Annotated in this window: 12 protein-coding genes; 6 read left to right on the forward strand and 6 right to left on the reverse strand. The window is 55.4% G+C overall.

The annotated features are described in order from the left end of the window. Positions 1-47 precede the first annotated feature (47 nt). On the reverse strand, positions 48-2,150 hold the full coding sequence (tkt, locus tag BJP05_RS04875; protein ID WP_083329547.1) for a transketolase: 2,103 nt from the start codon (positions 2,148-2,150) through the stop codon (positions 48-50). Between the two features lie 305 nt (positions 2,151-2,455). Between tkt and BJP05_RS04880 the strand changes: the two genes are divergently transcribed. Beyond that, positions 2,456-3,370, forward strand: a complete 915-nt coding sequence (locus tag BJP05_RS04880; RefSeq protein WP_070362431.1) for a heme o synthase — start codon at positions 2,456-2,458, stop codon at positions 3,368-3,370. On the opposite strand, the gene BJP05_RS04885 is transcribed toward BJP05_RS04880, so the two are convergent. From BJP05_RS04885 to mptB, 5 genes are all read right to left on the reverse strand, one after another. Then, positions 3,367-4,218, reverse strand: coding sequence for a hypothetical protein (locus BJP05_RS04885; protein ID WP_070362432.1), 852 nt, complete (start codon positions 4,216-4,218; stop codon positions 3,367-3,369). The two genes, BJP05_RS04880 and BJP05_RS04885, sit on opposite strands and share 4 nt — an antisense overlap. A gap of 28 nt (positions 4,219-4,246) precedes the next feature. Next, complete coding sequence (locus BJP05_RS04890; protein WP_070362433.1) at positions 4,247-5,194, reverse strand: heme A synthase; 948 nt, start codon at positions 5,192-5,194, stop codon at positions 4,247-4,249. Between the two features lie 70 nt (positions 5,195-5,264). Further along, positions 5,265-6,026, reverse strand: coding sequence for an ABC transporter permease (locus BJP05_RS04895; RefSeq protein WP_371440795.1), 762 nt, complete (start codon positions 6,024-6,026; stop codon positions 5,265-5,267). Between the two features lie 2 nt (positions 6,027-6,028). Continuing rightward, positions 6,029-6,961: an ABC transporter ATP-binding protein gene (locus BJP05_RS04900; RefSeq protein WP_070362434.1), complete on the reverse strand. Its 933-nt coding sequence runs from the start codon at positions 6,959-6,961 to the stop codon at positions 6,029-6,031. Between the two features lie 6 nt (positions 6,962-6,967). After that, positions 6,968-8,614 carry a polyprenol phosphomannose-dependent alpha 1,6 mannosyltransferase MptB gene (gene mptB, locus BJP05_RS04905; RefSeq protein ID WP_070363514.1) on the reverse strand — a complete coding sequence of 549 codons (1,647 nt, stop codon included), beginning with the start codon at positions 8,612-8,614 and terminating at the stop codon, positions 6,968-6,970. Between the two features lie 141 nt (positions 8,615-8,755). Here mptB and BJP05_RS04910 point away from each other — a divergent pair, with 141 nt between their 5' ends. The 5 genes from BJP05_RS04910 to BJP05_RS04930 are packed head-to-tail and all read left to right on the forward strand — an operon-like array spanning position 8,756 to position 14,136. Continuing rightward, positions 8,756-9,463 (forward strand): metalloregulator ArsR/SmtB family transcription factor, encoded by a 708-nt coding sequence (locus BJP05_RS04910; RefSeq protein WP_070362435.1) that lies wholly within the window; start codon positions 8,756-8,758, stop codon positions 9,461-9,463. Further along, entirely contained in the window at positions 9,463-10,908 is a 1,446-nt protein-coding gene (gene sufB, locus BJP05_RS04915) for a Fe-S cluster assembly protein SufB (protein ID WP_070362436.1), read from the forward strand. Before BJP05_RS04910 ends, sufB begins: the two co-directional genes overlap by 1 nt. A 5-nt stretch (positions 10,909-10,913) precedes the next feature. Beyond that, positions 10,914-12,086: a Fe-S cluster assembly protein SufD gene (gene sufD, locus BJP05_RS04920; RefSeq protein ID WP_070362437.1), complete on the forward strand. Its 1,173-nt coding sequence runs from the start codon at positions 10,914-10,916 to the stop codon at positions 12,084-12,086. 23 nt (positions 12,087-12,109) lie between these two features. Continuing rightward, positions 12,110-12,865 (forward strand): Fe-S cluster assembly ATPase SufC, encoded by a 756-nt coding sequence (gene sufC, locus BJP05_RS04925; protein ID WP_070362438.1) that lies wholly within the window; start codon positions 12,110-12,112, stop codon positions 12,863-12,865. Next, positions 12,865-14,136 carry a cysteine desulfurase gene (locus BJP05_RS04930; protein ID WP_070362439.1) on the forward strand — a complete coding sequence of 424 codons (1,272 nt, stop codon included), beginning with the start codon at positions 12,865-12,867 and terminating at the stop codon, positions 14,134-14,136. The genes sufC and BJP05_RS04930 overlap by 1 nt, the downstream gene beginning before the upstream one ends.

The following is a 14,136-nucleotide window of genomic DNA, read 5'->3' on the forward strand; positions in this document are numbered from 1 at the left end:
TGGGCCTGGCCAAGCTAGGGGAGGGCTTGACCAGGACAACTCTTCAACTATCGCTGCACCGCTGCTACAGACGCGCGTCCGGCTGCTGCAACGTTGTCTGCTGTAAAGCCGAACCGCTCGAAGAGCTCTGGACCTGGTGCGGAGGCACCAAAGTGCTCCAAGGAAACACACTGACCGGCGTCGCCTACAAAACGATGCCATGGCATGGACAGACCGGCCTCGACAGAGACCCTTGCTCGAACCTCTGCAGGAAGTACCGATTCAATGTACTCCGGCGATTGCTGCGTAAACCACTCCATGCAAGGCACCGAGACAACTCGAGTTCCGATACCTTCGGCTTCCAAGGACTTCGCAGCCTCAACAGCAAGCTGCACTTCCGAGCCAGAAGCCATCAGAATCAAATCAGGCGTCGGGGTAGAGGAGTCCACGAGTACGTACGCACCGCGAGCAACACCTTCGAATGCCTTTTCCTTTGTGCCCTCAAGCACAGGGAGGTTCTGACGGGAAAGCGCCAGTGCCTTCGGCATCGGCTTAGCCTCCAGCGCAGACTTCCACGCAGCAGACGTTTCATTCGCGTCGGCCGGTCGGATCACCGCCATATCCGGGATGGCTCGAAGCGCAGTGAGCGTTTCAACCGGCTGGTGGGTCGGACCGTCTTCGCCCAGGCCGATCGAGTCGTGCGTGAAGACGTAGTAGCCGTCGATACCTGAAAGTGCTGCGACGCGAATTGCCGGGTAGAGATACTCGGAGAAGATCAGGAACGTACCGCCGTAAACTCGTGTGTTGCCGTGCAGTGCAATGCCGTTCATGATCGCGCCCATGGCATGTTCGCGGATGCCGAAGTGCAAATTGCGACCGTACGGCTCAGCGCTGAACATATCGGTAGAAATCGCCTGAGGCCCGAACGATGCAGCCCCCTTGATAAGGGTGTTATTGGAGCCTGCAAGGTCTGCGGAGCCACCCCAAAGCTCTGGAAGGGCCGCAGCCGCAGCCTGGATTACTGCTTCAGAAGCCTTACGGGTAGCAAGGCCCTTTTCGTCAGCGTCCCAAGTTGGGAAGTCCTGCGACCAGTTGGATGGGAGCTCTCGAGCCGTCAATCGGTCAAACAGGGCCTTCTTCTCTGGGTTGGCCTCAGCCCAAACAGCAAACGTCTCGTCCCACTGTTTACGCTTCGCAGCACCACGGTCCCGGAGCTTTCGAGTATGGGTGATAACGGACTCTTCCTCCGGGAAGTGAATCTCCGGATCAAAGCCGAGAATCTTTTTGACAGCTGCGATTTCTTTCGCACCGAGAGCTGCGCCGTGTACTGCACCCGTGTTTTGCAGCGTAGGAGCAGGGAAGCCGATGACCGTCTTTACCTGAATGATCGTTGGGCGATTGGTGTCGGACTGTGCTTCCTTGATCGCTTTCTCAATCGCGACGACGTCCTCGCCGGACTCAACCGTTAGTGTTTGCCAGCCGTAGGCCTCGTAGCGCTTCATAACGTCTTCAGTGAACGCGATCTGGGTATCATCCTCGATCGAAATCCTGTTGTCATCCCAGAATACAATCAGGTTTCCGAGCTGCTGCGTCCCTGCGAGAGATGAAGCCTCCGATGTGACACCTTCTTGAAGACAACCGTCTCCAGCCACGACGTAGATGAAATGATCGAACGGCGATTCGCCAGCCGGAGCCTCAGGGTCAAACAGGCCACGTTCCCGGCGCGAAGCCATCGCCATACCAACTGCTGATGCCAACCCCTGGCCGAGCGGGCCAGTTGTAATCTCTACGTGGTCCGTGTGGTTGTACTCAGGGTGACCAGGAGTCTTAGCACCCCAGGTACGAAGCTGCTGGAGGTCTTTGAGCTCAAGTCCCATGCCCCCCAGGTAGAGCTGAACATACTGTGTCAGGGAAGAGTGGCCGTTTGACAATACGAAGCGATCGCGCCCTGCCCAATGTGGGTCAGCGGGGTCTACATTCATCACCCGCTGGTAGAGCGTATATGCAAGAGGTGCGAGCGACATCGCGGTGCCTGGGTGCCCAGAGCCGCAGTTTTCCACGGCGTCAGCCGCGAGGATTCGGGCTGTATCAACTGCCCGCGTATCCACGTCGGTCCAGTCTTCGGGATAGTTACGTACAGTTTTTGCTTGAAGTTCAGCTGAAAGCGTCACAGAATCCTCGATTCATGCTATGGAAACAGAACAGGACCCAGCCTAGTGTAAAACTCGCTTTGTGGTGGTGACACCCAACGGTGTTGTGCGAAGAAAACTCGCGGGTGTAGCCGCCACGTTAATTCTGACAAATTGGTGAGCGGAGGCTAACATCACCGGGAGGGTCAAAGTATAAGAGGGCTGAAAAGATCATCGTGTAATGCGTTGCGGTACCATATCAGCCGAAATGCTCGACACCTGAACGCGAACCAATGTTGCGTAAGAGTTCTAGCCGAACGGTTGAAGTTTGATGTGGAGGAGAAGTATTGGAGACCATCAAGGCATACTTCGCGCTTACGAAGCCCAGGGTCATTGAACTTCTTCTAGTGGCAGCTATCCCCGCAATGTTGCAAGCAGACCGTGGCACTGTGCACGTGTGGCTCATTCTTGCAACGCTGTTCGGTGGTTGGATGGGGGCCGGTGCGGCAAATGCATTTAACATGGTCGCCGACTACGACATTGACCAGAAAATGGGGCGAACGCGTGCACGACCACTTGTCCGGGCAAAGGTCACCAAACAGAAAGCCGCCGTATTTGCTTGGGCGCTTCTCGTCGCGAGCGTGCTTTGGCTTGGATTCCTGTGTAAGTCGTGGCTCGCGGCGTTCTTTATCATTCTGACCAACTTCTTCTATATCTACGTGTATACAAAGTGGCTGAAGAGGCGAACTTGGCAGAACGTCATCTGGGGCGGCGCAGCAGGTTGCATGCCCGTGATGGTCGGTTGGGCGGCAATTAGAGACAATGTCACCGACGGCTCCAAGGACGCGTGGTGGCAGGCGATCGTGATGTTCATGATCATCTTCTTCTGGACGCCACCGCACACCTGGGCGCTGGCAATGAAGTACCGAGCGGATTACGCCCGCGCTAATGTCCCGATGCTGCCGGTGGTAGCCTCCCCTGCGGAGACAACCCGCCAGATTCTCATTTACTCATGGTGGACCGTCGGGGTGTCCCTGCTCCTGGTTCCCGCCACCTCGTGGACCTATCTTGCAACCGCGGTGATTTCGGGTGCATTGTTCCTCGCCGTTGCCACACAGCTGCATGCTGGGGTAAAGCGCGGGGAGAAGGTGAAACCGCTCAAGCTGTTTATTCTCTCCAACAACTATCTTGCGGCGTTGTTCTTGGGGCTTTCCGTTGATGCGGTGCTCGGTTGGACTCCACTATTCGCTACCTTCTTCTAGCTCGTGGATCCTTGGAGCTTGATGGCTCCAAGGTCAGTGTCACAAACCTCCGAAGTTTCGGAACCCAGTAGCGAGCTGGCGTCATCTATCGATTCACACACGTGAACTGGCGGTTCCCATCGTGTTTCTTCGAGCACTCTGGTAACGGTCTGTGCATGCTTACGGAAGCCGTTGGCATCCATTCGTATCGACGCTAAGTCCTCATAGCAACACGTACGCGCAGAGCTGCGCCCAACTTCGTGCGCAAAGCCATTTTTGAAGTCAGAGCGTGCCAGCACAACTGCATCCACCCCGATCCCATCATTGAGCGCTTTGATCTGTGCAGCAGTACCTGGCTGGCCACTGAATACGGCTGTGGCTCCAGCCTCATCTGCTGCTACTCGGCCTTCCTCGCTTTCCGAAACGGCATACACGATGATGTCCTTCTCTCGAGCGATTGCAATCATGTACAACCCAATTGCGGAACCTGCATTCGTGACGACGACAGCTTCACCTTGCACAAGCTTCAAAACTTCGAATAGCGAATAACTTGCGGCCATTCCCGGCCTCAACATTGAAGCACCAATGCGTGGGGCGATCAGGTCCGATACAGCGACTACCCGGCTTCGGTCAACGACAACCTGCTCGGCGATGGGGCCGGTGGCATCGCTCCACGCAACCACAGTTCCTGGCGCAACCTCGTCGAGGGGGTCTTTCAGGACACGACCGCATCCTTGGTTGCCGAAGGAGGTGTCGTGAAGAAAAAACCCAGCGTAGAGGACTTCGACTAGAAGTTCTCTATCGCTGGGGAACGGTGAAGCGATATCAATGCAACGCACCTGCTGCGCGTCGAACTCAATCGCTTTCATACTTTCTCAGGCTACATGGTGTTTGCGTCTAGCGATACAGCAACTCACGACGCACAGCGTGCGCGTACAAGAACGCGGTGAACGCTACAACTAGAGACGACAGCCCAATATGGATCGGAATCGTCCAACGCGGCACGCCCATGTAGTACTGGCTTAAACCTACTGCCCACTGGACCACGATGAGTCCAAGAAGAATCCAGGAAGTTTTCTGTGCCGCATGCGGGGCTTTCGCTCTACGTAGCAGGAAAAATGTGATCACTGTAAGAAGTAGATACGCGTACATGCACCCTGCGTGAATATATGCCAACAACGCTGTGTCAATCGCAAGTCGACCTTCCATACCGACGCTTGCGTCACCCGAGTGCGGGCCGGACCCTGTCACCATCGTTCCTGTCACAAGTACACAGCTCAACGCAACGGCAGCGATCACGGCGATCACTCGGATGTGCCCGGGGTAGCGGTCTTGAGCAACCGTGGACTCGTCTTCTGCCAAACGCATGTAGAGCAATGCAGCGACCCACACGAGCACCATCGAAGGCAAGAAGTGCACGGCGACCGCCCACCACTGCAAATCAAGGCGAACAGAAATACCGCCGATAATCGCCTGGACAACCACGCCGACGAGGGAGAACCATGCCAAGAATTGGGCATCTCGACCGCGGGATGCGCGGTAGACAGCCCAAAGCACGGCGATCGCGGCAGCCGCGACCACGAAAGTAAGCAGGCGGTTTCCAAACTCAATGGCTTGGTGAATCCAAGGTGCGGCACCAGCGACGGGGACAAGCGAACCTTCATGGCAAAGTGGCCACGTATTGCAACCAAGCCCCGAACCGGTCACTCGCACCAACGACCCTGTTACGGTGATCCCGCCTTGGCAGAGCAAGAGAATCATGGCTAGAGTTCGTTGCAACTTCAGACTGGGGGCTTGCTTTTTATCCTGATGCGTCATCGGCGCACCGGTCTGTTGTAAAGTCATGCACTTTCCTTGGACGTATAAAACACGTTCGACTATTCAGGCTCGAATCTTAGTCGATGAGCGCATGGCCTTAATCATCGAAACGGAAGAAGCGAACGCTTGAGCCAACGCCGACGATGAGCCACGCTAGCAAGCTAAGCAACGCAGGACCATTCGCAGTCAGCGCGAGTGCATCAGAAATACCAGCTGCCAGCGAAACCGTGGGTACTAGGTTCCACCAACCAGCGTGGCTAAGGTCGCCAGAATAGACGACCCAACCCACGATTCCCATCATGATCACCCACATTAAATTCGAAATGGCAAGGACCATCTCGGAACTTAGCGAGCCGCCCATGAGCAAGCCCAAGGAAGTAAAGCAAGCAACCCCCAGGAACAAGACGCAGGCACCAAGCACCGCGCCAACGACTGAGGGGCGCCAGCCAAAGAAACCTGCAACAGCTCCTAGCACCGCAATCTGGACGCAGACCATCGCGACCACGCCAAGGATTTTTCCGACGATGATCGTCCACGGTGGGACTCCGGAAGCACCGGTCCGCTTCAGCGCACCGTATCGGCGGTCAAAGGCGAGCGAAATCGCCTGGCCCGTAAATCCAGAGCTGGTCGCCGCGACGGCAAACACCATCGGCACCAGGGTGTCGAGGCTGTAGTCATCCCCAAAAACAGGCAAATATACTGATGCGATGAGCAACGCTGCCGGGATGAAGATGCTGAGCACCAACTGTTCGCCGTGACGGAGCATCAGCTTGCTTTCGATGAGTCCCTGAGCGCTGGCCATCGCAAACTTCGAAGACCGTTGCGGGGCGGGCGTAAAGGTTCCTTCCTTGATGTGCACCGCTAGCTCCTTAATTCCTTACCGGTGATGTTCAAAAACACTTCTTCCAACGCCATGTGGCTTACTTGCATATCCCGAATCAGCACGGATTGGCGAAGTGCTTCTTCGGTAATACAGGCGACGAGTTCAGGAGAAACCGAACCGTTGACTACGTAGCGCATTGGGCGAACTTGGGTCACAGCTGTATCGATCTGACACAAAGCCACGTGCTGCTTCAGCTTCTCGACGTCGAGTGGTTGCGCCGTACCAAACGTGATTTGCTGCTCAAATGATCCGCTGGTCAGGTCCGCCGGTGTACCCGCGGCGACTACCTTTCCATGATCCATGATCACAATGTCATCGGCGAGCGACTCCGCCTCGTCCATCAGGTGCGTAGTCAGGACGATCGTGGTTCCGTCACGTTTTAGTGCAGAAACAATATCCCACACAGCGTTGCGTGACTGTGCATCCATGCCAGCGGTTGGCTCATCAAGAAAAACCAGCTCCGGACGACCTATAAGTGCAAGCGCCAGGGACAAGCGTTGCTTTTGCCCTCCGGAGAGGCGTCGATACGTGGTATTGGCGACTCCCTCGAGCCCTAGGAGGGCCATGAGCCACTCAGGGTCGTGAGGATTTGCGTTGTATGAAGCCGAAAGCTTCAGCATTTCTCTGACTTTGACGCCCGAATATGATCCGCCACCCTGCAGCATGATCCCAATTCGGTCGCGCACACGCTGAGGGTGGGTTGCAGGGTTTTCGCCTAGTACCGTGATTGTCCCTGAGGTTGGCCGGGTGAATCCTTCACACATCTCGATGGTCGTTGTCTTGCCGGCTCCATTCGGACCGAGCAAAGCCAGCACGGTTCCTTCTTTTGCGGCAAACGATGCTCCATCTACAGCAGTAACGTCCCCAAAAGTTTTCTTCACATTGTCAACTGAAAGAACAGGCGCGTTCATGGATAGCTAGTGTAGCCTGCCGGCACCAAAGCGCCGATACAACAGGAAACTGAGCCCAACAAATACGACAAAACAACAGGCTGCGACACCGTAAATAGTGAAAACTGTCTTTGCTTGCAGGCCGAGACCACGCGGTAGCACCAGAAAACTAAATACAGCAGAATACACAGCCACCCCGGCGCGGAAAAAGAACCTATTTGCCCATGCAGCAAGGGGATAAATCGCCCACAGAGGGTACCAAGGGTGTACGACTGGGAAGAATATAACAAGCACGAGCGTTGCGACGCCAAGTCCACCTGCAGGGTGAATGGCTCCCCGCAACGTAGCCCACAGCAGGCGAACCAGAAACGCCACCGCGATGGCCACTCCAATCCCGCGGGTGACAATGAGAACTGCGTCAATGTGGTCGCCGAGACCTAGGAGCATTCCTAGAAAGCCGCTGATTACGCCCACGTCTGTTGAAATCGAGAGCCAGCTACGAATCGACGCTGCTCCGCCTTGACCAGTGACCCATCCGAGCCCAATGCCTGTCATAAGTGAAACGGCGGCAGTAGTGACAATGAGCATCAATGTCTGAAAAAGCACCGCGATGCTAAGAGCTTTAGCTTTTCGCTGGCGTTGCCCAAGCACACGAGCGATTGCCATGCCTATAAAACCGAGACCGAGAAAGCCTGTCACTTTGACTAGTCCTCCACAGGTAATGGTGATCGCGGAGAGAGCCAGGTAACCCCACGCTTGCGCTGAACTGATGGTCCTCAACCTGTCGGCCCCGCGAAGTCCCAGTTCAAACCCGACTAACACCAATCCGAGCATGATTGCTTCATTATGGATGCCACCAATGAGATGCAGAATCGTTAGCGGATTGAGCACCCCGAGCCACAGCGCGGCAGTCTCTGGTACACCACAGCGGCCGGCAATCTTTCGGATCCCCCACGCTGCGGCGAGCACTCCGACGAGTGATACGACGCGGTGCGCAATCACCCCGAGCACAATAGAGTCGGAGGTAATACGAGAAATTGCCGCTGCAATACCTAACGCGACAGGCCCGTAGGGGCTTGGAGAATGCGCCCAAATAAACGGGACCGAGCGCGCTAGATGGTGTTCTGGCCCGAGAAGCTCGACTGGTCCAGCGGAGTACGGGTCAAGACCAAACCGGACAATTGCACCATTAGCTAAGTATGAATAGATGTCTTGGGTAAAGAGGGGAGCGGTAATCACCAGAGGAGCAACCCATGCAACGAATGTTCGCATAAGAAGCGGCGTCGAAACGCGGGGCCTCTGGCCACTTACGCCAACGAAGGGGCCCATACACAACCAAGCGGAGACCAAGAGTCCTACTCCGAACAGAACTATGGAAGACGACGCTTGCATCATTCGGCCAAGCAAGGCCCCGCCAGGCAGAGAGAACCAAGGATTATCGACGACCGGCAAGGCCCCGCCCCCGAGGCCTCCCAAGCCAATGAGAAGTGTGCCGACCAAACCCAGCCATCGAAGTACGGCAAACCGGTTCTGCTCAGCGTAGTTGGTTGAACGAAAGTCTTGTCCTCGCCAAACCTCTTTAGAGACTCGGTGGAGCCCAGCCGACCGTGATCCAGGCTTGCCGATGCGAGGAAACGCATCAAGCAAAGACTTTATCGGTGAATCCTGGAACAACACAGGCAAGATTGTAGCCGAACGACCGGGTTAAACGTGCACATTGAATTAGGACACAGTAGTGTTGTGTAAAGGCCGGTCGGTGTACAGCCAATCGGTTGGAAAGTCAGAGATCAAAGCAGATCGAAGCGAGGTGAGCCAGTGCTGAACCAAGCGCGGTCAGTTGACGGTGGCACTCGCAAGCGAGTGATGGCGCTCTTGCTGAAAAGCGGACCGGTGACTGCATCAACACTTGGTGAGCAAACTGGAATTTCAGCTGCCGGTATCCGTCGGCACCTGGATAAGCTCACTGAGGCTGGACTCATTGAGACGTGTGAGCCACTGCCGGTTGCTGGAGAAGAGCCACCGCGAGGCCGTCCCGCGAAGCACTACTGCTTGACGGAAGAAGGCCGAGAAAGCTTCGGTAGCAACTATGAGAATATGGCGCTTGATGCAATCGAAGCTCTTGAAGAACTTGGCGGCCATGAAGCAGTCAAAGCGTTCGCCAAAACTAGGATTGAACGCATCCTTGAAGAAGTGGAGCCGATTTCGGAGCGATCAAGCAGTGGCGACCTTGAATCAGTCGTGCTCGAAGTCGTGTCCGTTTTAGAGCGTCACGGCTATGTTGCCTCGGTGACTCAGGCAGGAACTGGAATTCAAATTTGTCAGCATCACTGCCCGGTGTCACAAGTAGCGTCTGCGCATCCCGAAATTTGCGAAGCAGAGCAAGAAATGATCGCTAAGATCGTAGGCCGACACATCCAACCACTTGCCTCCATTACAGAGGGCAATGGTGTCTGCACAACAAACATTCCACTCGCTGCTGTTCACGGGCCGAAAAATAACGTATCTGAAAGGAGCGGAAAATAATGACGAAAGCTAATCCCGCACCCGGTTTAGAGAAACCAATGAACGACGAAGAGATTATCGAGTCAATCGGTAGCTACAACTACGGGTGGCACGACCCAGACGCTGCCGGGCAGGCAGCAAAGCGTGGTCTTAACGCTGGGGTAGTCAAGGACATTTCTGGCATTAAGGAAGAGCCAGAATGGATGCTGGAACAGCGCCTCAAGGCTTTGGACATTTTTGAAAAGAAGCCACTGCCGACTTGGGGCGCAGACCTGAGTGGCATCGACTTTGACAACATTAAGTACTATGTCCGCTCTACGGAGCAACCAGCTACGAGCTGGGATGACCTTCCTGAAGACATTAAGAATACGTACGACAAGCTTGGCATTCCTGAGGCAGAAAAGCAGCGCCTAGTCGCTGGTGTTGCTGCGCAGTACGAATCTGAGGTTGTCTACCACCAGATTCGTGAGGATCTCGAAAAGAAGGGTGTCATCTTCGTAGACACTGACACCGCGCTTCGCGAGCACGAGGACATCTTTAAGGAGTACTTCGGCTCGGTCATCCCCGCTGGCGATAACAAGTTCTCAGCTCTGAATACGGCAGTATGGTCAGGCGGTTCGTTTATCTATGTTCCGCCGGGCGTCCACGTCGATATCCCGCTCCAGGCATACTTCCGTATTAATACCGAGAACATGGGCCAGTTCGAGCGCACGCTCATCATCGTTGATGAGGACGCCTACGTCCACTACGTAGAAGGATGCACCGCCCCGATTTACAAGTCCGACTCGCTTCACTCCGCGGTCGTTGAAATCATCGTGAAGAAAGGTGGCCGCTGCCGGTACACCACGATCCAGAACTGGTCGAACAACGTTTACAACCTCGTCACCAAGCGCGCTAAGGCCGAAGAGGGCGCAGTGATGGAGTGGGTCGACGGCAATATCGGTTCAAAGGTGACGATGAAGTACCCAGCAGTCTGGATGACTGGCGAGTATGCCCGTGGCGAAGTGCTTTCCGTCGCTTTTGCTGGTGAAGGACAGTTCCAGGACACCGGTGCCAAGATGACACACATGGCTCCGCACACCTCGAGTTCAATCGTTTCAAAGTCAGTTGCGCGCAGTGGCGGACGCGCGGCCTACCGTGGCCTGGTACAGATCAACGCAAACGCGCATGATTCCGCCTCGAACGTTGAGTGCGACGCGTTGCTTGTCGATGACATTTCTCGTTCTGACACTTACCCGTACAACGACATTAGGAACGATCGGGTTACGCTCGGACACGAGGCGAAAGTCTCCAAGGTCTCTGAAGAGCAGCTGTTCTACCTGATGTCCCGCGGTATTGCCGAAGAAGAAGCTATGGCGATGATTGTCCGTGGCTTCGTCGAGCCTATTGCCAAGGAGCTCCCGATGGAGTACGCCCTGGAGCTCAACCGTCTGATTGAATTGCAAATGGAAGGATCAGTGGGCTAATCACCATGACTTCAACGATTAATCCCGTATCGAATGCAACTCCTCACAACAACAAGGGAGATCTGTTTTCGTCGTTCAATGTTGAGGATTTTCCCGTTCCACGTGGACGTGACGAAGTCTGGCGGTTCATTCCACTTCGCCGCATCCGAGGTCTGCACAACGGGGAGTTCCCGCAACAGGCTGACGCCCAGATCACGATTGATGCGCCAGATGAGGTCGTCGTCACGGAGCTTGACGCAGCTGACGATCAGCTCAAAGTAGCCGGCGCGCCCGTAGACCGCGTTGCTGCACAAGCATGGTCGAGCGCGAAAACCGGCACCTTGATTACCGTGCCTGGTAACAGCAAGTTGTCCAAGCCCATCACCGTCACCATCACTGGTGCCGGCGCCGACGTGACATCCTTTGCAACGATCCTTTTTGAAGTTGGGACCCATGCAGAGGCTGACATCGTTGTCAAGTACACCGGCACAGGTGTGCATGCAGACAACGTCAATTGGCATATCGGCGCAGGCGCGCACGTACGCGCAGTCGTAGATACGGACTGGGACTTGGACGCAGTACACATTGGTCAACAGTCCATCTTGATGGAGCGCGATTCGGTACTGCGCCACAACGTCGCAGCTTTCGGTGGCGAGATCGTGCGCATCACCCCACGCGTAAAGTTCCAAGCTCCGGGGGCAGACGTCGAGCTCAACGGCGTTTACTTTGCGGACGCGGGTCAGTACATCGAAAACCGTATGCTGGTCGACCACAGCGTTCCGAACTGCCGGTCGAACGTGCTGTACAAGGGTGCGTTGCAAGGCGACAAGGCGTCGGATCTGCCAGAAGCACGAACCTGCTGGGTCGGTGATGTGCTGATTCGCGCAGGCGCGCACGGCACAGATACATATGAAACGAACCGGAACCTGGTCTTGACGGATGGTGCTCGCGCTGACGCAATTCCAAACCTCGAGATCGAGACTGGTGAAATCGCTGGAGCCGGCCATGCCGCAACCGTTGGTCGGTTCGATGACGAGCAAGTGTTTTATCTCCGGTCCAGGGGCATCCCTGAGGACGAAGCCACGCGCTTGATCATTCGCGGATTCTTTAACGAGGTCCTCAATCAGGTCCCGCTCGAAGACCTCCGTGAAGAACTCGTTGCACGTGTGGCCGGAGAGCTCGAGCAAACGAACCAGTAAAACGAAAAGGAATCAGTAAAACAATGTCTACCCTGGAAATCAAGAACCTCCACGCAAACGTCCTGCCGACCGAGGAAGGTCAAGAGCCAACGCCGATTCTCAAGGGCGTAAACCTCACTATTAAGGGCGGAGAGACTCACGCCATCATGGGGCCGAATGGTTCCGGTAAGTCCACGCTTGCCTACACGCTCGCTGGTCATCCACGCTACGAAGTTACTGAAGGCGAAGTACTCCTCGATGGTGAGAACATCCTCGAGATGGATATCGACGAACGCGCTCGCGCCGGACTCTTCCTGGCAATGCAGTACCCAGTTGAGGTGCCGGGCGTCTCTTCTTCGAACTTTATGCGCTCTGCTGTGACTGCTGTTCGTGGGGAAGCGCCGAAGCTTCGCGATTGGGTTCGTGAACTCAATGATGCTCGCGACTTGTTGAAGATGGACTCTTCTTTCACTGAGCGTTCGGTCAACGAAGGCTTTTCTGGCGGTGAGAAGAAGCGACATGAGGTCATGCAGTTGTCGTTGCTCAAGCCGAAGTTTGCTGTGATGGACGAAACGGACTCCGGCCTTGACGTCGATGCGCTGCGAATCGTATCCGAGGGGATCAACCGCTACCAGGAAGAAACCAACGGCGGTGTCCTAATGATCACCCACTACAAGCGGATCCTGGAGTATGTGAAGCCTGACTTCATTCACATCTTCTCGGATGGCAAGGTCATCCAGACTGGCGACGCCTCGTTGGCTGATGTTCTCGAGGCAGAGGGATACGAAAAGTTCATCTAATGGGATACTTACATTCCGATGGAACACTGAACACAGACGCGATTCGCGCAGAGTTCCCGATCCTGAGTCGGACCGTGCGCGATGGGAAGCCCCTCGTCTATTTGGACTCCGGGGCTACGTCCCAGCGTCCGCAGTCTGTGTGGAACGCTGAGCAAGAATTCGTCCTGAACACATTTGCACCAGTCCATCGTGGCTCCTACCAACTGGCTGAGGAGGCGACAGACGCTTATGAAACTGCCCGTGAGCGTATCGCTAACTTTGTTGGTGCTGACGGGGAGGAGATTGCATTCACGAAGAACGCTACTGAGGCTCTGAACCTCGTCGCATATGTTCTTGGTGATGATCGTGCCGGTAAGCACCAGATCAAACGCGGAGACACGATTGTTGTCACTGAACTGGAGCACCACGCGAACCTCGTGCCTTGGCAAGAACTGGCCCGCCGCACTGGAGCAACGCTCAAGTGGTACTCGATGACTGCTAATGGACGCATCGACCTTGACAGCTTGGAACTCGACGATACTGTAAAAGTTGTTGCGTTCACGCACCAATCAAACGTAACTGGTGCAGTAGCGGACGTCGATGAAATCGTGAGGCGTGCTCGCGCAGTAGGAGCACTCACGGTCCTTGATGCGTGCCAATCTGTTCCGCATATGCCTGTTAACTTTCACGAGCTTGACGTCGACTTTGCAGCGTTCTCAGGGCATAAGATGTGTGGACCTTCTGGTGTGGGCGCCGTATACGCGAGAAAGTCGATCTTCAGGGAACTTCCACCATTTTTGACAGGTGGATCCATGATCGAGATCGTCAAGATGGACTCTTCGACGTATGCGCCGACGCCCCAACGGTTCGAAGCTGGCACGCAGATGACAAGCCAGGTCGTTGGCCTTGGTGCTGCCGTCGAGTTCTTGGAATCCATCGGAATGGAAAATGTCCAACGCCACGAGCATATGTTGACGGAGTATGCCCTGGAACGAATGCAAGAGATTCCAGGATTAGTTATCGCTGGTCCTGCGGTGGCTGAACAGCGCGGCGGTGCGATCGCTTTTACCGTCGATGGCGTGCATCCGCATGATTTAGGACAGGTGCTTGATGCTCACGGTGTTGCTATCCGCACCGGCCACCACTGCGCGTGGCCCGCTCACAGAGAACTCGAGGTGCAGGCAACCTCTCGAGCAAGTTTCTACCTGTACAACACCAAAGAGGAAGTAGACGCCTTGGTTGAAGCCATTCGCGAAGCGCGCCGCTTCTTCGGAGTCGAGGAGGATTCCTAG

Origin of the sequence: Corynebacterium sp. NML98-0116, assembly GCF_001767255.1 — a bacterium.
Taxonomy (GTDB): domain Bacteria; phylum Actinomycetota; class Actinomycetes; order Mycobacteriales; family Mycobacteriaceae; genus Corynebacterium; species Corynebacterium pseudogenitalium.

What these genes read in the sequence shown, in the direction of transcription:
- BJP05_RS04885 (WP_070362432.1), bottom strand. Translation starts at nt 4,218, where the DNA reads ATGAAAGCGATTGAGTTCGACGCGCAGCAGGTGCGTTGCATTGATATC.
- BJP05_RS04890 (WP_070362433.1), bottom strand. Translation starts at nt 5,194, where the DNA reads ATGACTTTACAACAGACCGGTGCGCCGATGACGCATCAGGATAAAAAG.
- BJP05_RS04900 (WP_070362434.1), bottom strand. Translation starts at nt 6,961, where the DNA reads ATGAACGCGCCTGTTCTTTCAGTTGACAATGTGAAGAAAACTTTTGGG.
- sufB (WP_070362436.1), top strand. Translation starts at nt 9,463, where the DNA reads ATGACGAAAGCTAATCCCGCACCCGGTTTAGAGAAACCAATGAACGAC.
- sufD (WP_070362437.1), top strand. Translation starts at nt 10,914, where the DNA reads ATGACTTCAACGATTAATCCCGTATCGAATGCAACTCCTCACAACAAC.
- sufC (WP_070362438.1), top strand. Translation starts at nt 12,110, where the DNA reads ATGTCTACCCTGGAAATCAAGAACCTCCACGCAAACGTCCTGCCGACC.
- BJP05_RS04930 (WP_070362439.1), top strand. Translation starts at nt 12,865, where the DNA reads ATGGGATACTTACATTCCGATGGAACACTGAACACAGACGCGATTCGC.